The sequence below is a fragment of the Acinetobacter sp. Ac_3412 genome, assembly GCF_013072675.1.
Lineage (GTDB): Bacteria > Pseudomonadota > Gammaproteobacteria > Pseudomonadales > Moraxellaceae > Acinetobacter > Acinetobacter higginsii.
In genome coordinates this window covers 130821-149575 of the sequence record NZ_LXUJ01000009.1, presented here as the reverse complement: position 1 = coordinate 149575, position 18755 = coordinate 130821, and the positions used below count along the sequence as shown (strand labels likewise).

Here is an 18755-nt window from a genome sequence, read left to right as displayed (position 1 = left end):
ATTTAAAAAATATCCAAATAAAAATCCTCAAACATAGTTTGCCTATGTTTGAGGAAGATCTTCAGTCGATCACAAGGTTAGCAAGCTTAACCTTTGAATTTATTGATCGTATCCGTTGCTGCTTTCTTTAAATCATCCAGCTTATGACTTGCTTGAGCTTTTAGATCATCAAACTTTGCAGTAGCTTCATCTTTCAACTCAGAGGCTTTGGCTTTGGCATCATCCAGTTTATGGCCAGCTTCTTCTTTAAAGTGATCAAACTTATCTTGAACCGCATGTTGGGTATCTTCAAGTTTGGCTTTAATATCATCCACTTTAGATGAAACTGCCTCTTTACCTTCTGCATTTTGCTCAGAGACATCTTTCTTTAAATCATCAAGGGTTTTTTCGCCTTTTAACTTAAGCTCCTCGGCGGAGTGTTTTAAGTCATCCACTGCTTTTTCACCTTGTAGCTGAGCTTCTTTTGCTTTGTATTTTAAGTCATTACCCAATTCTGCTGCTTGGTCTTTTAATTCATCAAGTTTTTCGTTTGTCATGATATTTCCTCACTATAGGTAAAAAACATATTGTTTGGATCAATCTTAGTTATACCGTGTTTGAAGTTTTTTTTTGCCCATTGCTGCAAATTGAAACAAATGGGATACAGGAAGATTCAATTGATTGCGGATTGATAAAGCTTTTAATTTTTAGATATAAAAATCATATAAATGAATAACATCCCATTTATTCAACAAAATCAGATCGTAGAATCTCATACAGCACATGCCAGCTTAAAGGATGCTCTGAGGCTAAAGCGGGATGCTGAAAGTTAGACACTTTTTTCATGTTTAATTTTCGCATCACGGCTTGTGATTTGGCATTTTCCAAAGTGGTAAATGCAACAACTTTCTCCAGTTTCAATTGATCAAAAGCAAATGCAAGTGCCGCTTGGGCAGCTTCTGGTGCATAACCCTGCCCCCAATAGGCTTGATCGAGTCGCCATCCAATTTCCACACAAGGCGAAAATGAAAATTGTGTCGGTTGATCATGTAAACCGGTAAAACCAATAAATTGCTGATTGTGCTTTAGCTCAAGCGCCCAAAAGCCCCAGCCTTTTGCATCGATAATTGATTTCATTCGATCAATCAGTGCATCGCTTTCTGCTCGAGTCAGGAGTTTAGGGAAATATTCCATCACCTGTGGATTGGTGCCCATTGCGGCAAAGGATGCATAGTCCTCTGCTTGCCATTGTCTTAAGCGTAATCGTGCAGTTTCGATCATTTTTGCAACCAATAAATTTGTATTAAAAACTATTAACAATATAAGGAGATAGTTCGGATATACTTCCGCAATATCTCAATCATAGACCTCGTTGTCAGAATTACCTAATATGAATGAAAATGAACTCTTAGAAATTCAGCAGGAACTTCAAGCCCAAGAAAAACGTTTGAAGTACATACTTTCAAGTAAAAGAAGAATCCAAAACATGATTCTTTCGTTTGAAAAAGATCTTGCTGAACAGTTAATTCCAGTGATTCATCAGCAAAGTGATGATAAAGCACCTGTTGAAAGCAGTCTAGCGCTTACGATCTGCTGGAAATTTTCTAAAGCTGAATTTCCTAAAACCGAACATTGGTGCAGTGAACTGAGTATTACTGAGCTTGAGTTCAAAGATGAATTTACGGTGGCACTAAAAGCACAAGCATGGTTAGGAACTTTGGGCAGTGATGAACTTTGGCAGACGCCAATGTTTGCTGAAATTACCCTTGATCCGAAAACGGACGGCTTAAAGAGCTATCACATTCATTTCCTATCTAAAGGAAAGATTATCTCTTTAAGAAAAAATTCAAAGCACAGTGTCACAGTAAAACAAATGCAAAGTATGTAATCCTTCGGGATGCATACTCTCCTGCTCTAGATCCTCTCAAATTGATTTAAATCGCCATACTTCTTTTTGCATATCAACACATAATAACTATTGGCGCTGATACAACCCAATGCAAGCACAGGCAAAACCGCAACAAAAATGAAAAGACTCATGGCTAATGTTTCAAAATCAAAGCCATTAACCTGATCTTCGAATAAAATCAGCAGCACTAAGCACATCCACCCCGTAAAAAAGACCAAACTGACTTTTGAAAACTGCCCCAAATCAAAAATTTTGCTGGGTAATTTCAATATTGATAAAACAATGACGTAGAAGATAAAAGCAAGCACGATCAGAAATGGAGTGAGATATAGCATCACTTGCATTGCATTGCTGACCACATGCAATAAATGGTTTTGTTGAAAGTTTAAGAACAAACAATAGGGAATCACAAAACTAAAAACCGATGCCACACTTGCGCAAAAAGATGCGCAAAGCAAATGCCAAGATCTCATGGTTGGTTCCTTTATTTATTGAGCATGCAGCCATTATCAGTAAAGGAAATGTGTTTTGATTGAAGTGCAAGTGAAGCTTGCATGAAGTCATGAAAATAGACCCATAACACAGCTTGAAAAGATTTCACTGAATCCCTTGTGCAAGTCGGGGCCAAGTCATGTAAAATCATCTGCCTTGCAAATACGAATGAGAGAACAATATCCGTGCGTAAAATTTTAGTCACCAATGCCCTACCTTATGCCAATGGTCCTATCCATATGGGTCACTTACTCGGTTATATCCAAGCAGATATTTGGGTTCGTGCGATGCGTGCAATGGGCCATGATGTGACTTATGTATGTGCGGATGATGCTCACGGTACAGCAATCATGCTACGTGCTGAAGCCAATGGGATTAGTCCGGAACAACAAATTGCCAATGTTCAGAAAGAACATATCCGTGACTTTGATGGTTTTGGCGTACATTTCGATCACTATGATTCAACCAATAGTGCCGAGAACAAAGCACGTTCAGAAGAAATCTATATTAAAAACCGTGAAGCCGGCAATATTGCAATTCGCCCTGTTAGCCAGTTATTCGATCCTGAAAAAGGTATGTTCCTGTCTGACCGCTTCATTAAAGGCACATGCCCGAAATGTAAAGCGGAAGATCAATACGGCGACGCTTGTGAAGTGTGTGGTACAACCTATAACGCCACCGAATTAGAAAACCCACGCTCTACCTTAAGCGGTGCAACTCCTGTTGAAAAATCATCGGATCACTACTTCTTTAAATTGCCGAATTTCTCAGAATACTTACAGAAATGGACCCGTGACCAAGGTCGTCTGCCTGTTTCGATTGCCAACAAGCTAGATGAATGGTTTGAAGCTGGTTTATCGGATTGGGATATTTCGCGTGATGCGCCTTATTTCGGTTTTGAAATTCCAGATGCACCAAATAAATATTTCTATGTTTGGGTGGATGCACCAATTGGTTATATGTCGAGTTTTGAAAACTACATCAAAACTAAACGTCCAGATCTAAGCTTTGATGATTTCTGGAAAAAAGACAGCGATAAAGAAGTCTATCACTTCATTGGTAAAGACATCGTTTACTTCCATGCGCTGTTCTGGCCAGCAATGCTTGAAGGTGCTAATTACCGTACCCCATCAGGTTTATTCGTGAATGGTTTCTTGACGGTGAATGGTCAGAAGATGTCGAAATCTCGTGGGACCTTCATTAAAGCTGAAACCTATTTAGAGCATTTGAATCCTGAATATCTACGTTATTACTTTGCGTCTAAGCTGTCTGACAAAGTTGAAGATTCAGATTTAAACCTAGATGACTTCGTTCAAAAAGTGAATTCTGACCTTGTTGGTAAAGTGGTGAATATCGCCAGCCGTTGTGCAAAATTTATTAACACCAACTTCAATAATACTTTGTCAGAGACATGTGTGGAATCTGAGCTGGTGCAAAGCTTTATTGATGCAGGTGATTCAATCGCACAAGCCTATGAAGCACGTGAATTCTCAGCAGCAATCCGTGAAATCATGGCTTTGGCTGACCGTGCCAATCAGTATATCGATGAGAAAAAACCTTGGGCACTTGCCAAGCAAGAAGGTCAGGAACAACAAGTTCATGATGTATGCTCGGTGGGTATTAACCTATTCCGTCAACTTGCGATTTACTTGGCACCTGTGTTGCCAACACTTGCTGCACAAGTTCAAGCCTTCTTACAACTTGAAAGCTTTGACTTTGCATCACGTCAGCACATCTTGGTTGGTCATGAAATTGCTCAATTCCAGCCATTGATGCAACGTGTTGATGCCAAAGCGGTTGCTGCCATGGTGGATGCATCTAAAGATTCTTTAGCTGCGGCGGCAGAAGCGCCAAAAGCAGAGAAGAAAAAAGAAAAGAAAGCTGAGAAAAAGCCTGAGCCAAAAGTAGGTGAAGCTGAAATTATTGGTATTGAAGATTTCATGAAAATTGATCTTCGTGTAGCAAAAGTATTGGAAGCTGCCACTGTAGAAGGTTCTGATAAATTGCTGCAATTGACTTTAGATGTGGGTGAAGCTGAACCGCGTAATGTGTTTAGTGGTATTCGTGAGTTCTATCAACCAGAAGATTTAAAAGACAAATTGGTGGTGATGGTGGCTAACCTTGCACCACGTAAGATGCGTTTTGGTATCTCAAACGGTATGGTACTTGCCGCGGGTAATGGCGAAGGGGTTTGGGTAATTTCTCCTGAATCTGGTGCTAAACCAGGCGATAAAGTGTCTTAATATATAAAACTGATGTAAGGGTTTCTTCGGAAGCCCTTTTTTTATCTCTATAATTCAACCAAAATATTAAATGAACGATAAATACATCAGGTAAAACATGTTCCAAAAAATAATAGCTTTTCTTTTTTTAAGCATTTTTTGTTTGCATAGTGCGGTTGCTCAAGCACCGGATTATCAATTTAGCCCTCAAGTACAACAAGCCAAAGATCAAGTTCAACTAATATTCAATACTTTATTCCAATCGGATGATGAGAATCAAAATATAAAAGTTGATCCTACATTAAAACAGCTACTTTCAGAGAATAAGGAGGTGAAGGCAAAAGAATATATCGATCAACAGCAAAACTTATTTTTAAAGCAAATGAATCGCTATATCAAACAAGGAGACCCAACTGCATCTGTTGCACTTTTAGAATTTGCTCTATTCTCACAAGATTCAGCGTTAAAAGAACAAATCGACCTTAAGCCAATTCAAAAGCTTTCCAATCAAAAGGATGCTTATGCAAGTTATTTGCTGGCGCAATACTATTCAACTACTGAGCAATACATCCCCTTACTCGAAAAAGCAGGGCAGCAAGGTTCTGTTGCTGCACAAATGACACTTGCAGATGAATATGGTTTTCGACTGCCGGTTGAACAGCAAGATGCCAAAAAAGCTGCGTTTTGGGCAAATAAGGCCAAACAAAATTTAGGTGAAGCGGCCTATACCGAGCAGAAATGTGCATTGGCAAATTGTGATCTTGAAGAATTTGAAATGGTAGACTTTTCCAAGCTAACCCAGCATTAAAGCCATACGCTAAGACGAGAACCTCTCATAAAATCCGCTTACAAAAGTGGATTTTTTTCTGCGCTCAAATACCCAATTTTATTTGAATTCATGGTAAAAAAGTTTTTCTCTAATAAATTTAATGATTCTATGAAAAAAACAGCCCTCCTCCTTTCCGTCTCATTCTTGAGCAGCTTCCCTTTACTTAGCCATGCAGAAACAAGCAAGATCCTGCCAATCATTGAACAACAAAAACAGGTTGCGGGCTACTATCAACACAAAGTCGGTGATGTACAAATTACCGCCCTGCTCGATGGAACTAACTTTATGTCACCAAGCTTGTTTAAAGATATTTCTCAGCAACAAGTCCAGCAAATCTTAAAGAAGTACTATGCTGATCAAGATAAAGGCGTACAGACCTCCATCAATGCTTTCCTCGTCAATACAGGAAAATCATTGGTACTCGTCGATAGCGGTGCAGCCAGTTGTTTTGGTGCCCATTTAGGCTCAATTCTAAAAAACCTCGAGGCTTCAGGCTACAAACCGGAACAGGTCGATACCATTTTACTCACGCATTTACATCCTGATCATGTTTGCGGCATCAGCAAAGATGGCGTAGCCAATTTCCCCAACGCAACCGTGTACGTTTCCAGTGACGAAGCCAATTATTGGCTTGATCCAAAACAGGCTGCCAAGCTTCCTAAAGATAAACAAGCGGGTTATGAAGGAACCGTAAAGCACATTAAACAAGCGATTGCCCCATACCAAGCCAAACAGCGCTTTAAGACCTATAAACTCGGTGATGAAATTCAGGGCTTTAAAGTCATTAACACGGCGGGACATACGCCTGGTCACTTTAGCTATGAATTAAAAACCAAAGGTGAAAGCGTGGTGTTTATTGGAGATATCGTGCATTCACATACTGTGCAATTCGATCAACCCAAAACTGCGATTGAATACGATATTGACCCGAAAAAAGCCGTCGCTACACGCTTAAAGCAGTTTGCTGATTTCGCCAAAAATGGACAAACCATTGCTGCTCCCCATTTACCATTCCCAGGGATTGGACATATTTATTCTGCTGATGGAAAGAGCTATCAATGGATTCCTGTGCATTTTAAAGATTAAGCGAGATGCGTTGATTCTAGGCAATAAAAAAGCGACCTGCTCGGTCGCTTTTTTCTGCTGCATCATTTCATGCCAAAGATCAGCTTTAATCCGAGCAAGGTCATCACCCCTCCCGCAATCCGATCAAATATCGATTTTGATTTTAAATAAACTTTACGTGGGCCTTCGGCTGACAATGCTACTGCAACCAGCGAATACCAACCTGCATCAATAAAGAAGCACAGCATTGGCAACACCACATAGTAATAACTTGGAATGTCTTTCGGTAATAAGGCGGTAAAAATACTGGCAAGGATAATCGCAATCTTCGGATTACTGAGTTGAGTAATCAGCCCTAAGCGAAAGGCTTGTGCATAGCTCATGCGATTCACAGTGCCATTGACTGCTTCCATTGGTTCTTTGGCATGTTTGATAATTTTATACGCCAGCCAAAGTAAGTACAGACCACCAAATATTTTTAGTGCGATATAAGCAGAAGGTACGGCTAATAGAATCGCTTGCAAGCCCATGACCGCAAGCAAACCAAATAAGGCTGCACCCGTGCCTGTTCCCAAGGCGGTAAACAGTCCATGCTTACGAGAAATCGCAATTGAGTTTTTAGCCACATAAATAAAGGTAGGACCGGGGCTGATTGCACCCAACATTAAAGCCAAAGCAATTGAGCCTAAAATCAATAACGATTCCAAGTGAAACCTCTAGATTAGAATAATTTTCAAATATTAATTTTACTGAAAAAGCATCGTCAGAAGATATAAAAATTTTGACTAATCTCAGCAATTTTTGTGCACTTTAATCAACAGAAGTTGATGAGAAAGCCATAAGCTAGAGTAAAGACTCAATTCACAATGAATATCAAACACTTAAAAATAGCATATTCATCTCCGTCATGGATCGAGTATCCGTTTTTTCTATAAAACTAATTTTATGATCAAAATTTGTCATCCATTTTAGTGTAACTTTCATTTATTTTTCGAGACTAAAATCCCATAATAAATTTATGGAATTAAATTCATTTTCATCAATAACGATAACCGAGGCACATTAGATGCAAACTAAAAAATTGAAAAATTTAGACCCTTCACAATCACATCTGTGGATTATTGGCGGTGGTATTGCTGGTATGGCGGCGGCAGCCTTTGCCATTCGTGACGCCAAAGTACCTGCCCAAAACATTCATATTTTAGAAGAGCTTGAGGTCTCAGGCGGTTCAATGGATGGTGGACATAACCCACTCAATCCAAACCATGCATGGGTGACTCGAGGCGGAAGAATGTTAACAGATGAAACCTATCTCTGCACATGGGATCTGTTTTCCAGCATCCCCTCACTGGAAGATCCAAACATTTCTGTCCGTGAAGAATGCCGTGAATTTAATGACAAGATCAAAACCCATGCTCAAGCCCGTTTAATTGATGCGAACCATGTCATTGCAGAAGCCGAAAAACTTGGCTTATCCACCTTGAATCGTGCGCAGATGCTACGCCTGTTGGCACTCAAAGAAGAACGGATTGGCAGCCGTCGTATTGATGAATTTTTTGATGATGCATTTTTCCAAAGCAATTTCTGGCGGATGTGGCGCACCACCTTTGCTTTTCAGAAATGGCATAGTGCAACGGAATTACGTCGTTATTTTCTACGCTTTATTCAAGAATTACCCCGTATTCATACCTTGGCTGGGGTTAAGCGCACCAAATATAATCAATATGATTCGATGATTTATCCCTTACAACGTTGGTTAGTCGAACAAGGCGTGGATGTGCGCTTTGGTACTTATGTCACCGATGCTGATTTTATTGAAGATGAGCAAAGTAAACAACGTAAGGCAAGCAAGCTTTATCTCAACCTTCCAGAAGGGACTGAACAGATTATCTTAGGTGAACATGATCTCGCATTATTTACTTTAGGCTCGATTACAGCCGATTCACGTTATGGCGGTCAAAATGATGTGCCAGCCTTAATTCGTGATCGACAGGATCATGGCTGGCGCTTATGGGAAACCCTTGCACAAAAAGCACCTGATTTTGGTCGCCCAATGACCTTTAATGGCAATATCGACGAACATAAATGGAAGTCATTTACCCTGACCCTGCATGATGATGTCTTGCTCAAACGCATCATTGATTACACAGGCAATGAGCCCGGAACGGGCGCACTGATGACATGGTTTGAGTCGGGCTGGCATTTATCCATCGTCGTACCGGCACAACCGCATTTTGCTGACCTACCTGAAGGTAAATTCACTTTATGGGGCTATGGCTTTGAAATTGATCACATCGGTGACTACATCAAAAAACCAATGAGTGAAGCCACTGGGCGAGAGATTGTGATTGAGTTAATTCATCAACTCGGATTCGACGATATTCTGGATCATGTACTGGCGCATAGTGACATTAGCACCGTGATGATGCCCTATGCTTCTGCACTGTTTGCCTGTCGTAAAGCAGGCGACCGTCCCTTACTGATTCCAGAGAATGCTGTTAATTTTGCTTTCTTGGGTCAATTTGTGGAACTGGAAGATGATGTGGTGTTTACCGTGGAATATTCCATCCGTGGCGCCATGCTCGCCATTTATCAGCTTTTAGGTGTGGATCGTGAAGTTCCTGAAATCTACAACGGTCTGCTCGACCCTAAAGTGGGCTTAAAAGCTTTGGAAACCGTATTTCATTAAATCTTTCTGAAATACGAAACATGAAGTAGATCTTGATGATCTACTTCATCCACTTGATCAGTCCTTAGCCATGAGCAAAATTCAGTCTAATTTGCTAAGTAGTACGCTTATTCTTGAAGCAGCAGCTTGCCATTTTCTTTCAGTAATTTTCCATCATAGCTATAAATCATTTTCTTCTGAGCAACTTTGCGTTCTTGCTCCTCACTTTCTGGTGCCCCCATAAAGTCAGGCATGCTCACGATAATTTGATTGGGTTTTGCTGAAACTTTAATGAGATCCGAACATGAGCCAAAAACAGGTGAAACTGTCACTTTCTGGTTTGGACTGATTTTCACAAAATTCAGTTGAATCGGACAACCACTGCCGCCAATGTCTTGCACCAAAACCACATCATCCATTTGTAATTTATAAATGCCTTCAATCGACAGACCGTTATTGCCCTCAATTTTTGGCAGTACCATCTTATGATTAAAATATAGCGTTTCTTGCCCAGTCTCAGGGCTGACTTTAATTTGAACTTGCCCATAACGTGTTTTCTTGACGCTTTCCGCAGCAAAAGCAGTCTGTGTCGCGACCAATACCGTGGCAGCAAGCACCCATTTCAACATCTTATTTTGTGTCATCATTTTAATTTTACTCATCACCTTGTTTAATGATTTTAGGTTTTAAACTACATGGATTTTCGACTTTGATCTCCTGAAAATATTTCTCTCCGTCTTCTTCCGCATCATAGCCAAAATTAAACGAGCCATCGCTCTCGTCAAAGAAGGTAGAATAGCCAATCTGCTCCATCTCGCTAAACTTTGGATCTTTTTTACTGATGCTTAAATAAGGCTTGAGTTCAGGCAGTCGGTAAAACACCACTTTGTCATGTTCTTTATCCAATTGCTGTTTGGTCACGAAGCACTTTTGATTGGGTGACATTTTTAATAATTCAAAGAATTCCTGCTGCTTATTATTTTGGTCATACACTGTAAGGATATGCGCACTGCCAGTTGCACCGAGTTGAAAACCAATCAGTTTTGGGGTGAATTGATAGGCCCTTGCCGTCTTATTCCATTGCGATATTAAGACTTTGTCTTGACCTTTATAGGTTTTAATATAGTCACAGGCATCGATTTTTACATTGCAGTTTCGTTTAATAATTTTGACCTCACCCGCTTGAGCCAAAACTTCGGTTTTAGCCCATAGCGCGCTACTGCAACAGAGCAAACTGATTGCTAAAATTAATCTACTTGTCATTTTATAATATACCCAATTGATTTAAGCCGTGGTCTAAGTGCCACAAAATAGACAGCTTATTCTGCTTAGAATAGATTGGGAATTCAATGTTTTATTGCTAGCCTCATCCACATGACGTTGAAAGCACCATATACAACACCTCACTGCTAAATGAACCATCTGCTTGAATGCGATAATATTGCTGGGTTTGATCAGATGCCTTGTTCTGTAAATAACGAATGGTCTGAATCGCATATTCAGGGGTTTGCATCCGCTCCGTCCAGCTCTTGAACTCTAAATCTAAATATTGCTTTTCAACGCTCTCGACCCTAAAACCTGCAGATTCAGCAAAGCGTATCCATTCTTGTAAACTATAATTGCGTACATGACTTGGGTCTCGAATGGTTTCAATGCTCTGAAAGAAGGTATCCATCACTGGATTTGGGTGCCCTAAAATATCGACAATAATCACCTTGCCTTGCGGCGCCAATACACGGCGAATTTCCGCCATCGCCTGCGCGACGTTGTGCCAATGATGTGCTGAATAGCGGGTAATCACACAATCAAAGCGTTGATCGGCAAAGGGTAAACTCTCTGCTGCGCCTTGCTGAGTGATCACATTATTCAAGCCCTTTTGCTTGGCCTGTTGTGCCACCAATTCCACCATCGACGGCGTTAAATCATAAGCCGTTACTTGATCGGTAAATGGTGCGATCTGATAACTGACATGCCCACCGCCACAACCTAAGTCCAACACGGTCTTCAATTGATGTGATTGGATCAAGTGCTGCATTTTTGAAAACTCAACACCTTGCGCATGCACTGTGCTGTTTAAATAGGCTTGGGATTTATCTTGGTACTGTTGTTGATTGACTTGATGCTGGGTATTCATCTTCTTATCCTTGCACTGTAGATTTAGATTCAAAAATAACCAACCTCAGCCAAAAATAAAAATGATCATTTTTAAATTAATTAATAAAAATAAGTTATTAATCATAAGCCAATCAAGCTGGCTGCGACATTGATCGCCACCGCCAAAATTACAGTATTAAAAATAAAAGCCAAGACACAATGAAAAATATTCAGATGTCGGAGCGCTGAGCTGGTAATCGAGATATCGGCGGTTTGTGCGGAGGTCCCAATGATATAACTGAAATAGATAAAATCCAGATAATCAGGTTGATCGGTTTTAGGAAAATCCAAACCTGCTTCTTGATGACGACTCTTTGCAAGGTAGTAATCATGGGCATAATGTATCGCAAATAAAGTATGCAGTAATAACCACGTTGAAAAAATCGTCCCGATGGTCAGTAAAATCAGGGCACTTTTTAAAATCGGCTGATCTTTAGGCACATGCCCCAATTGCACCACAATCGAAATAAAGCAGATCACAATGGCAACCAGCACCACGGTCAAGATCATCCACTTGCCCTCATCCTGTTGCTTGGCGCGTTGTAAAATATGGGTGGCGTCCAAGTGCCACATCATTTTCAGGGTCAGAAATAAATACAGCCAAATCGCAATATTCCAACCCAGCTGTAAGCAGGTTGCCCAATGCCACTGGGTAAGCAGATGCAAAGCCCCATAAATCAAAAGACCCAAAGAGAAAGTCGCAGACAAATATGGCCGATACTTTATTCCTTTTAGCAAGCGCGGGATAAATCCTTGCATTGTTCACCTATTTGTATTTTTTATACATGCTTAATTTACTCTTATTTTTTAACACTGTATGGCCTTAGAAAAATCACTCAGAACGGCAATTTAACCGAAATTACACAAAATAAAGTTTCTCAGCATATTTACTTCGGACAAAAATGTCCGTTTAATTCACCCTATCTCCCAAGAAATTTGAATCATGGCAAAACGTCAGCAATTGGCAGCGCATAATCGTGATGAACTTCTGAATGCGGCTGAAGAAATCTTTCGCAAGCAAGGGGTTCATGTGCCTTTACAAGCCATTATTGATCATGCTGGCGTGGGACGTGCAACCTTCTATCGTAATTTTGCAGATCGTAAAGCCTTGATGACAGCATTACTGGAACGTGCCATAGAACGTTTGGAACAACGTACGCTTGCCTTACAAGACTTTGATGATGGCTTTATTCGTCTGATTGAGGGTCATATCGAACAACTGCCCCATCTGGTGGTTCTGATTGATTACTGGCGTATTATTGATCGGCAAGACCCAATCATGCTAAACATTTATGAGCGGCGTGATAAAGCATTACAACCCTTGATTGATCGCGCCATAAAACACAAATTGTGTCGTCCAGATTTAACGCCACATGATTTTGCCATGATCACAGCGATTTTAGGCTCCTCATTTCAAGGACATCATGCCTCTGATCAAGTGCGCTTAGCCAAACGAGCAATAGAATTATTATTAAACGGCATTAAAGTTTAGTTCGAGGAATAATATGGATAAAAGCCCTCGCTATCTAGAGACTCCTCCAGATTGGTCTGCCGATGAGCGCCCAACCTTACCGGGCTCACCTGCTGCAATTGCACATGCCCGACCAAAACGCTTTGCCTATTTTTTTATTGGCCTGTTTATATGTATTGCAGCCAGTTTAAGTAATGGTTTTATCGTTGCCAATTTACCGATTTTCCAAGGTGAATATGGTCTCACCCCATCGCAAGCAGCATGGCTACCTGCGGCCTATGTAATGGCCAATGTCAGCTCTAACCTGATTCTGTTTAAAGCCCGCCAACAATATGGTTTGCGCTTATTTTCAGAAATTGGTCTGTTGGCTTTTATTGGTGTGCTGGTTTTACATATCTTTGTTCAAACCTATGAAGTCGCCTTGTTTGTGCGCTTTATTGCAGGTTTGGCAGCCGCGCCTTTAAGTTCGCTAGGGATGTATTACACCATGCAAGCCTTTGGCAAAGCAGATATGGCCAAAGGGATTTATCTGGCCTTTGGCTTTCAACAACTGGGTCTACCCTTGGCATGGATCATCTCGCCTTTTCTGCTCAGTGCCAATCAGTGGGATGTGATTTATACCTTTGAATTAGGTTTGGCAATTTGTTGTTTTGCCATGGTGGTGGCGTTAAAACTGCCACGCAGCCTACGCTTGGAGGTATTCGAAAAGCAGGACTTCTTTACATTTGCCTTGCTTGCACCTGGTTTTGCCTGTCTGTGTATCGTACTCACCCAAGGGCCGATTTTATGGTGGTTTAATAGTCCTTGGTTGGCCTATACCTTAATTGTTGGTTTTTGTTTGATTGTGTTGGGACTGACTTATGAACACTATCGCAGCAATCCACTGATTATGACCCGTTGGTTAGCCGCAGGTGATTTACTCAGTTTTGTGGTCAGTGCCTTCGCCCTACGCTTACTCATGTCAGAACAAAGCTATGCCGCGGTCAATTTCCTCAAGACCATGGGCATGGGGCCCGACCAATTTGTACCACTGTATGTGGTGATCTTCTGCGGCACCATTGCAGGTTCGGTATTTAGTGCACTGACCTTTCATCGTGAACGACTAATTCTAAATTTGTTCCTTGCTGAAATCCTAATTTTGATTGCTTGTGCGCTGGATTATCACCTGACCAGTGATGTGCGTCCTGCCAACTTTTATCGTAGTCAATTTCTCGTCAGTTTTGCAGGTGGCGTGTTTATCGGTCCACTGTTGCTGATGGGCTTTATGCGAACCTTACAACGCGGCCCGCAATATGTAGTGACCTTCATTGTACTGTTTTCAGCCACACAGAATTTTGGTGGTTTGGTCGGCTCCTCCTTTTTCAACACCTATCAGCAGCACCATACCTATGATTATAAAGTCGAAATCAATAGCAATCTTGATCCGACAAATCCAATTGTGGCACAGCGTTTACAGGCCTATCAGCATAGTGCCATGGTCAGTAGCAATGACCCTGTTTTGCAAAATAACCAAGCCTTGCAAAATCTGAATAAGGTGGTCACCCGTGAAGCTCAGGTACGTGCCTATAACGATGTAATCGTATTAAACGGTATTTTTGCGGTGGTGTTATTGCTGTGGGGGCTATTTAAATATGCACGGGATAAATACAAAACCCGAAAAAATCTGCAAGCAGCCAGTTAGTCCTTTTTGATTGAGAAAAGCTTATGTCCGAACAAGAGAAACCTGAAAATAATAATGCTCAAACCACTGAGCAAAATGAGACAACTCAAGCAGCCAAAGCGCCTGAGGCTGTCGTCCAAATGCCGCCTCCCCCACCACCGCCGACCAGTAAACTCATTAAAACCAAACGCTCTACCCTGTGGTGGATGCTGTTGGTGTTATTGGTCGGGATCACCATTATTTTATGGGCATGGCGGATTGGCCCCTTTCATACGGCGGTTGAGCAAACCGACAATAGCTATGTGAAAGGTAAAACCACCATCCTGTCTTCGCAGATCAATGGCTATATCAAAGATGTCTTGGTCAAAGACTTTGATCAGGTTAAACAAGGTCAGGTGTTGATGCATATTGATGCCACCACCTATGACCAAAAAGTGACGCAAGCAGCATCTGGCGTTGAGCAAGCAGAAAACAGTCTCGCCAATCAAACCCAAGCCATTGCGCAACGTCAGGCCGATGTTGTGGCCGCACAAGCCAAACTGGATCAAGTCAAGGCACAGTATGATTTATCTGTGGCCCAGCTAAAACGCTACCAACAATTGGGCGATAGCGGTGCGGCGTCTAAATCTGAACAAGATAAAGCCGCGGCAGATGCGCAGAATAATCACGCCTTACTAAAACAAGCCGAAGCCAATATCTTGGTGGCACAAGAAGCTTTAAAAACGGCGCAAGTGGCACAGTCTGGCTTAAAAGCACAAGTCAATAGTGCACAAGCACAACTCGACCAAGCCAATACCACCAAAGACTACAGCACCATTGTTGCTCCACTGGATGGACAATTAGGTGAGGTCAATCCACGAGTCGGTCAATATGTCGCAGCGGGAACACAATTGCTTTATCTGATTCCGACACAAACGTGGGTGATTGCCAACTTTAAAGAAACCCAAATTGCCAATATGAAAATTGGGCAAAAAGCGTATTTCACCGTCGATGCGATGAATCATCAGAAATTTACAGGACATGTTGAACAGATTTCCCCTGCCGCAGGCTCAGAATTTAGCGTGCTCAAACCCGACAATGCGACAGGTAACTTTACCAAGGTGGTACAACGTATTTCAGTTCGTATCGCCATAGATCCGAATCAAAAAGGCATCGAAAACTTACGTCCTGGGATGTCGGTAATTACCTCTGTGGATACCGACTCCTAACGTAAGACTGACATTCTCAATCAAATTTATTTACAATGTGATCAAATCCATTTCTCTTGTTCGAAAATGTTTGATCACATTGCTTTTCCCACACCTTATCAAACATTAGCACTTCCTAGTTCGGTTCAACTGACCATTAAGCGTCTGGACCTGATTCATCCTCACATTTCAGGCAATAAATTTTATAAACTGAAATACAACCTGCTTGCAGCACAACAACAAGGTTTGACTCAAGTTCTGACTTTTGGCGGTGCATTCTCAAATCATATTGCTGCAACAGCGTATGCTGCACAGCGTTTTGGCTTGCAAAGCATTGGCATAATTCGTGGTGAAGAACTTGCAACTCAAGACTTAAACCCTACCCTACAGACAGCGCAAGATTTTGGCATGCGATTGCATTTTGTCAGTCGGGCTGAGTATCGACTGCGCCATGAAGCGGAATATTTACAACAACTTCAACAGCAATATCCTCAGGCCTTGATTGTTCCGGAAGGTGGCAGCAATGCACTTGCACTGCAAGGCACACAGGAAATTCTGAGCAAAGATGATCGAGAAAATTATGATGTGATTTGCTGTGCGGTTGGAACAGGTGGCACCATTGCTGGCTTAATTGAAGGCAGCTCTGCACAACAACAGGTTCTAGGCTTTTCAGCATTGAAAGGCGACTTCCTAAAACGAGATATTCAACAGTGGACCAATAAAAGTAATTGGTCTTTAACCGATGCCTACTGCTGCGGTGGTTACGCTAAAACCAATCCAGAACTACTGCAATTTATGCAGTATTTTGAACAACAATATGCAATTCCTTTGGAACAGGTCTATACCGCCAAGATGATGCTGGGACTATTCGATTTAATCCAACAGCAGTATTTTCCTGAAAATAGCCGTATTTTGGCGATCCATACCGGTGGACTACAAGGTCGCTTAAAATAAAAAGCCACTCGCAAGTGACTTTTTATTTGATCGAATCAAGTGCTTAAAACCAGCCATCACCAATCGGCTTATTGTCCATAAACACCACTAAACCTTTGACAATACGATAAATAAACCAGATTGATGCTGCAAATAGAATCGGAATGCCAATGAGTACAAAAGACAAGATAAATCCAATAATTGCAGCAATGAGAGTGATCCAAAAGGTTTTGATTTGCCACTCAAAATGACTGGCCAACCATGTTCCTTTTACCTCGTCACGCTTCATATAGTTCATAATAATGGCAGCAATACTGGTTAATCCCACAAAAATACTGGCCGCATAAAGCCCATACGCAATTAAGGTATATTGTCTGAGCTGATCTTGCTGATGAGGTGGAGTGCCTTCTAAAAAAGTCTTATCATTCATTATTGTTATCCCCTTTATTGAGACCAATTTTATAACATGCTTTGATTTTAAAAGTATCTTTTTTAATCAAACAATCAACATACTCAAACTGCTCTAAATCTTCTATAATTGCCCGCTTTTCCTCCCTTGAGTATTTTCCCCATGGTTCATCAAGTTGATGTTGTTGTTTTAGGTGCAGGTGCATCAGGCTTGATGTTGGCTGCAGAAGCAGGCAAACGTGGGCGCTCGGTTGTGGTGTTGGAAAAAGCCAATAAAGTCGGCAAAAAGATTTTGATGTCAGGTGGTGGTAAATGTAACTTTACCAATCTGGAGGTCGAAGCTGCCAATTATTTGTCTGAAAACCCACATTTCGTCATCTCAGCCTTAACGCGATACACCAATTGGGACTTTATTGCTTTGGTCTGCGAATACGGCATCGAGTACGAAGAACGCAAACACGGGCAATTATTTACCCTCAAAGGATCTAAAGAGATTCTGGAACTATTACTTTCAGAATGTGACAAAGCCAAACGTGTTCAGATTCAAACCCACTGTGAAGTACAGCAAGTGAAGGCTCAGGCGGATTCCAGTTTTATGATTGAAACCAGTCAAGGGACTTATCACTGTGAGTCTTTGGTGGTGGCAACAGGTGGATTATCCATTCCAACTCTCGGTGGCTCAGGTTTTGGTTATGAACTGGCGCAACAGTTCGGACATCATGTTTATCCAACCCGTGCGGGTCTGGTTCCTTTCACCTTCTCAGATCAGTTTAAAGAAGTCACCACCCGCTTGAGTGGCAATGCATTAGACGCAACCTTGATCAATGATCGTCATCAATTTACCGAAGCTTTGCTGTTTACCCATCGTGGTCTCAGTGGTCCAAGCTCACTGCAACTTTCGAACTACTGGCATGTTGGGGAAAGCTTTAAAATTGATTTCTTCCCAAGCCAAGACTTTGCACAATTCTTTAAAGATAAGAAAAAGTCACAGCCTAAAGTTCTACTACGCACCTTAATCAGTGAATTTACCGCCAAGAGTATCGTACTTGAATTACAGCAACTGATTTGGGCAGAACAAAGTGAAACACCAATTGGCAATCTCAGTGATGTACAACTCGAACATATAGCAGCGCAATTGCATGCATTTACGGTAAAACCATCAGGTACTGAAGGTTATCGAACGGCCGAAGTCACACTCGGTGGGGTGGATACCAGTGAAGTATCTTCCAAAACCATGGAAAGTAAAAAACAGAAAGGTTTATATTTTATTGGTGAAGTGCTGGATGTTACAGGACACTTAGGTGGCTATAACTTCCAATGGGCATGGTCTTCTGCACAGGCAGCGGCTCAATTTGTCTGATATGACCATATGAATTACAGCACTTCAGGCTACGTTCAATAAAATCTGTTTCAGTTTTGGTGGTCTGAAGAATTTGCCGCTTCTGAAGTTGCGATTTGTTGTGTATTTTCAATGGGTCTCTCTTTAGAAGAGTTTGATTTAGCAACAACAAATTTATAAGCACTCGCCAAGAACCCTACAGTAATGCCTGCAATAATAATCGGTGCGAATACTCGATTTGGCCTCTTCATGTTCATTCTCCTATAGACTTTTTATTTAGAGACTATTGATACTTTAGCTATAAATGAATTGCTTTTGAGGTCAAATTTGTTATTTAAACCCTCTAACTTTACTCAAAATATCCAATCGCAATCCAAAACAAAAGCCAATAGCGCCGATACAAACAAAACGACCACCCTGCTTAGAGTGGTCGAATTGA

At 41.3% G+C, this 18755-nt stretch carries 20 protein-coding genes; 10 read left to right on the top strand and 10 right to left on the bottom strand.

The annotated features are described in order from the left end of the window. Nucleotides 1-86: 86 nt before the first annotated feature. Nucleotides 87-536, bottom strand: coding sequence for a hypothetical protein (locus A7P54_RS09195; RefSeq protein WP_171549386.1), 450 nt, complete (start codon nt 534-536; stop codon nt 87-89). A 187-nt stretch (nt 537-723) separates the two neighbouring features. Further along, on the bottom strand, nt 724-1260 hold the full coding sequence (locus tag A7P54_RS09190; protein WP_171549385.1) for a GNAT family N-acetyltransferase: 537 nt from the start codon (nt 1258-1260) through the stop codon (nt 724-726). 109 nt (nt 1261-1369) lie between these two features. Between A7P54_RS09190 and A7P54_RS09185 the strand changes: the two genes are divergently transcribed. Next, the gene (locus A7P54_RS09185) at nt 1370-1867 is read left to right on the top strand and encodes a hypothetical protein (protein WP_005191215.1); all 498 of its coding nucleotides are present in this window, start codon (nt 1370-1372) and stop codon (nt 1865-1867) included. A 26-nt stretch (nt 1868-1893) separates the two neighbouring features. On the opposite strand, the gene A7P54_RS09180 is transcribed toward A7P54_RS09185, so the two are convergent. Further along, nucleotides 1894-2361: a hypothetical protein gene (locus A7P54_RS09180; RefSeq protein WP_171549384.1), complete on the bottom strand. Its 468-nt coding sequence runs from the start codon at nt 2359-2361 to the stop codon at nt 1894-1896. Between the two features lie 204 nt (nt 2362-2565). Between A7P54_RS09180 and metG the strand changes: the two genes are divergently transcribed. The 3 genes from metG to A7P54_RS09165 all read left to right on the top strand — a co-directional run bounded on the left by metG (nt 2566) and on the right by A7P54_RS09165 (nt 6517). Beyond that, the gene (gene metG, locus A7P54_RS09175; RefSeq protein WP_171549383.1) at nt 2566-4623 is read left to right on the top strand and encodes a methionine--tRNA ligase; all 2058 of its coding nucleotides are present in this window, start codon (nt 2566-2568) and stop codon (nt 4621-4623) included. Nucleotides 4624-4765: 142 nt separating this feature from the next. Further along, nucleotides 4766-5410 carry a sel1 repeat family protein gene (locus A7P54_RS09170; protein ID WP_227505284.1) on the top strand — a complete coding sequence of 215 codons (645 nt, stop codon included), beginning with the start codon at nt 4766-4768 and terminating at the stop codon, nt 5408-5410. 129 nt (nt 5411-5539) lie between these two features. Continuing rightward, nucleotides 5540-6517: an MBL fold metallo-hydrolase gene (locus A7P54_RS09165; RefSeq protein WP_171549382.1), complete on the top strand. Its 978-nt coding sequence runs from the start codon at nt 5540-5542 to the stop codon at nt 6515-6517. 62 nt (nt 6518-6579) lie between these two features. On the opposite strand, the gene A7P54_RS09160 is transcribed toward A7P54_RS09165, so the two are convergent. Beyond that, the gene (locus A7P54_RS09160; protein WP_023270720.1) at nt 6580-7203 is read right to left on the bottom strand and encodes a LysE family translocator; all 624 of its coding nucleotides are present in this window, start codon (nt 7201-7203) and stop codon (nt 6580-6582) included. Between the two features lie 359 nt (nt 7204-7562). Here A7P54_RS09160 and A7P54_RS09155 point away from each other — a divergent pair, with 359 nt between their 5' ends. Next, nucleotides 7563-9185: an oleate hydratase gene (locus tag A7P54_RS09155; protein WP_171549381.1), complete on the top strand. Its 1623-nt coding sequence runs from the start codon at nt 7563-7565 to the stop codon at nt 9183-9185. A 107-nt stretch (nt 9186-9292) separates the two neighbouring features. On the opposite strand, the gene A7P54_RS09150 is transcribed toward A7P54_RS09155, so the two are convergent. From A7P54_RS09150 to A7P54_RS09135, 4 genes are all read right to left on the bottom strand, one after another. Continuing rightward, nucleotides 9293-9811, bottom strand: a complete 519-nt coding sequence (locus A7P54_RS09150) for a hypothetical protein (protein ID WP_171549380.1) — start codon at nt 9809-9811, stop codon at nt 9293-9295. A 7-nt stretch (nt 9812-9818) separates the two neighbouring features. Continuing rightward, on the bottom strand, nt 9819-10427 hold the full coding sequence (locus A7P54_RS09145; protein ID WP_171549379.1) for a hypothetical protein: 609 nt from the start codon (nt 10425-10427) through the stop codon (nt 9819-9821). 103 nt (nt 10428-10530) lie between these two features. After that, nucleotides 10531-11298 (bottom strand): class I SAM-dependent methyltransferase, encoded by a 768-nt coding sequence (locus tag A7P54_RS09140; RefSeq protein ID WP_171549378.1) that lies wholly within the window; start codon nt 11296-11298, stop codon nt 10531-10533. Nucleotides 11299-11399: 101 nt separating this feature from the next. Continuing rightward, nucleotides 11400-12077 carry a DUF1345 domain-containing protein gene (locus A7P54_RS09135; RefSeq protein ID WP_171549377.1) on the bottom strand — a complete coding sequence of 226 codons (678 nt, stop codon included), beginning with the start codon at nt 12075-12077 and terminating at the stop codon, nt 11400-11402. 184 nt (nt 12078-12261) lie between these two features. On the opposite strand from A7P54_RS09135, the gene A7P54_RS09130 reads away from it, so the two are divergent. From A7P54_RS09130 to A7P54_RS09115, 4 genes are all read left to right on the top strand, one after another. Next, nucleotides 12262-12810: a TetR/AcrR family transcriptional regulator gene (locus A7P54_RS09130; protein ID WP_005205624.1), complete on the top strand. Its 549-nt coding sequence runs from the start codon at nt 12262-12264 to the stop codon at nt 12808-12810. Nucleotides 12811-12823: 13 nt separating this feature from the next. Further along, on the top strand, nt 12824-14470 hold the full coding sequence (locus tag A7P54_RS09125) for an MFS transporter (RefSeq protein ID WP_171549376.1): 1647 nt from the start codon (nt 12824-12826) through the stop codon (nt 14468-14470). A gap of 119 nt (nt 14471-14589) precedes the next feature. Then, nucleotides 14590-15657, top strand: coding sequence for an HlyD family secretion protein (locus tag A7P54_RS09120; protein ID WP_225761715.1), 1068 nt, complete (start codon nt 14590-14592; stop codon nt 15655-15657). Nucleotides 15658-15723: 66 nt separating this feature from the next. Beyond that, nucleotides 15724-16590, top strand: coding sequence for a pyridoxal-phosphate dependent enzyme (locus A7P54_RS09115; protein WP_171549374.1), 867 nt, complete (start codon nt 15724-15726; stop codon nt 16588-16590). Between the two features lie 43 nt (nt 16591-16633). Here A7P54_RS09115 and A7P54_RS09110 read toward each other — a convergent pair whose 3' ends face one another. Further along, nucleotides 16634-16999: a hypothetical protein gene (locus A7P54_RS09110; RefSeq protein WP_004804804.1), complete on the bottom strand. Its 366-nt coding sequence runs from the start codon at nt 16997-16999 to the stop codon at nt 16634-16636. 141 nt (nt 17000-17140) lie between these two features. On the opposite strand from A7P54_RS09110, the gene A7P54_RS09105 reads away from it, so the two are divergent. Beyond that, nucleotides 17141-18337: an aminoacetone oxidase family FAD-binding enzyme gene (locus A7P54_RS09105; RefSeq protein ID WP_171549373.1), complete on the top strand. Its 1197-nt coding sequence runs from the start codon at nt 17141-17143 to the stop codon at nt 18335-18337. Between the two features lie 50 nt (nt 18338-18387). Here the strand turns inward: A7P54_RS09105 and A7P54_RS09100 are convergent, their stop codons facing one another. Next, a complete protein-coding gene (locus tag A7P54_RS09100) occupies nt 18388-18567 on the bottom strand; it encodes a hypothetical protein (protein ID WP_004804800.1) in 180 nt (59 codons plus the stop codon). Between the last annotated feature and the right edge of the window lie 188 nt (nt 18568-18755).

Coding starts and splice junctions, on each gene's coding strand:
- A7P54_RS09195 (WP_171549386.1), bottom strand. CDS start 536: ATGACAAACGAAAAACTTGATGAATTAAAAGACCAAGCAGCAGAATTG.
- A7P54_RS09190 (WP_171549385.1), bottom strand. CDS start 1,260: ATGATCGAAACTGCACGATTACGCTTAAGACAATGGCAAGCAGAGGAC.
- A7P54_RS09185 (WP_005191215.1), top strand. CDS start 1,370: ATGAATGAAAATGAACTCTTAGAAATTCAGCAGGAACTTCAAGCCCAA.
- A7P54_RS09180 (WP_171549384.1), bottom strand. CDS start 2,361: ATGAGATCTTGGCATTTGCTTTGCGCATCTTTTTGCGCAAGTGTGGCA.
- A7P54_RS09165 (WP_171549382.1), top strand. CDS start 5,540: ATGAAAAAAACAGCCCTCCTCCTTTCCGTCTCATTCTTGAGCAGCTTC.
- A7P54_RS09155 (WP_171549381.1), top strand. CDS start 7,563: ATGCAAACTAAAAAATTGAAAAATTTAGACCCTTCACAATCACATCTG.
- A7P54_RS09150 (WP_171549380.1), bottom strand. CDS start 9,811: ATGATGACACAAAATAAGATGTTGAAATGGGTGCTTGCTGCCACGGTA.
- A7P54_RS09145 (WP_171549379.1), bottom strand. CDS start 10,427: ATGACAAGTAGATTAATTTTAGCAATCAGTTTGCTCTGTTGCAGTAGC.
- A7P54_RS09140 (WP_171549378.1), bottom strand. CDS start 11,298: ATGAATACCCAGCATCAAGTCAATCAACAACAGTACCAAGATAAATCC.
- A7P54_RS09135 (WP_171549377.1), bottom strand. CDS start 12,077: ATGCAAGGATTTATCCCGCGCTTGCTAAAAGGAATAAAGTATCGGCCA.
- A7P54_RS09130 (WP_005205624.1), top strand. CDS start 12,262: ATGGCAAAACGTCAGCAATTGGCAGCGCATAATCGTGATGAACTTCTG.
- A7P54_RS09125 (WP_171549376.1), top strand. CDS start 12,824: ATGGATAAAAGCCCTCGCTATCTAGAGACTCCTCCAGATTGGTCTGCC.
- A7P54_RS09120 (WP_225761715.1), top strand. CDS start 14,590: ATGCCGCCTCCCCCACCACCGCCGACCAGTAAACTCATTAAAACCAAA.
- A7P54_RS09115 (WP_171549374.1), top strand. CDS start 15,724: ATGTTTGATCACATTGCTTTTCCCACACCTTATCAAACATTAGCACTT.
- A7P54_RS09110 (WP_004804804.1), bottom strand. CDS start 16,999: ATGAATGATAAGACTTTTTTAGAAGGCACTCCACCTCATCAGCAAGAT.
- A7P54_RS09105 (WP_171549373.1), top strand. CDS start 17,141: ATGGTTCATCAAGTTGATGTTGTTGTTTTAGGTGCAGGTGCATCAGGC.
- A7P54_RS09100 (WP_004804800.1), bottom strand. CDS start 18,567: ATGAAGAGGCCAAATCGAGTATTCGCACCGATTATTATTGCAGGCATT.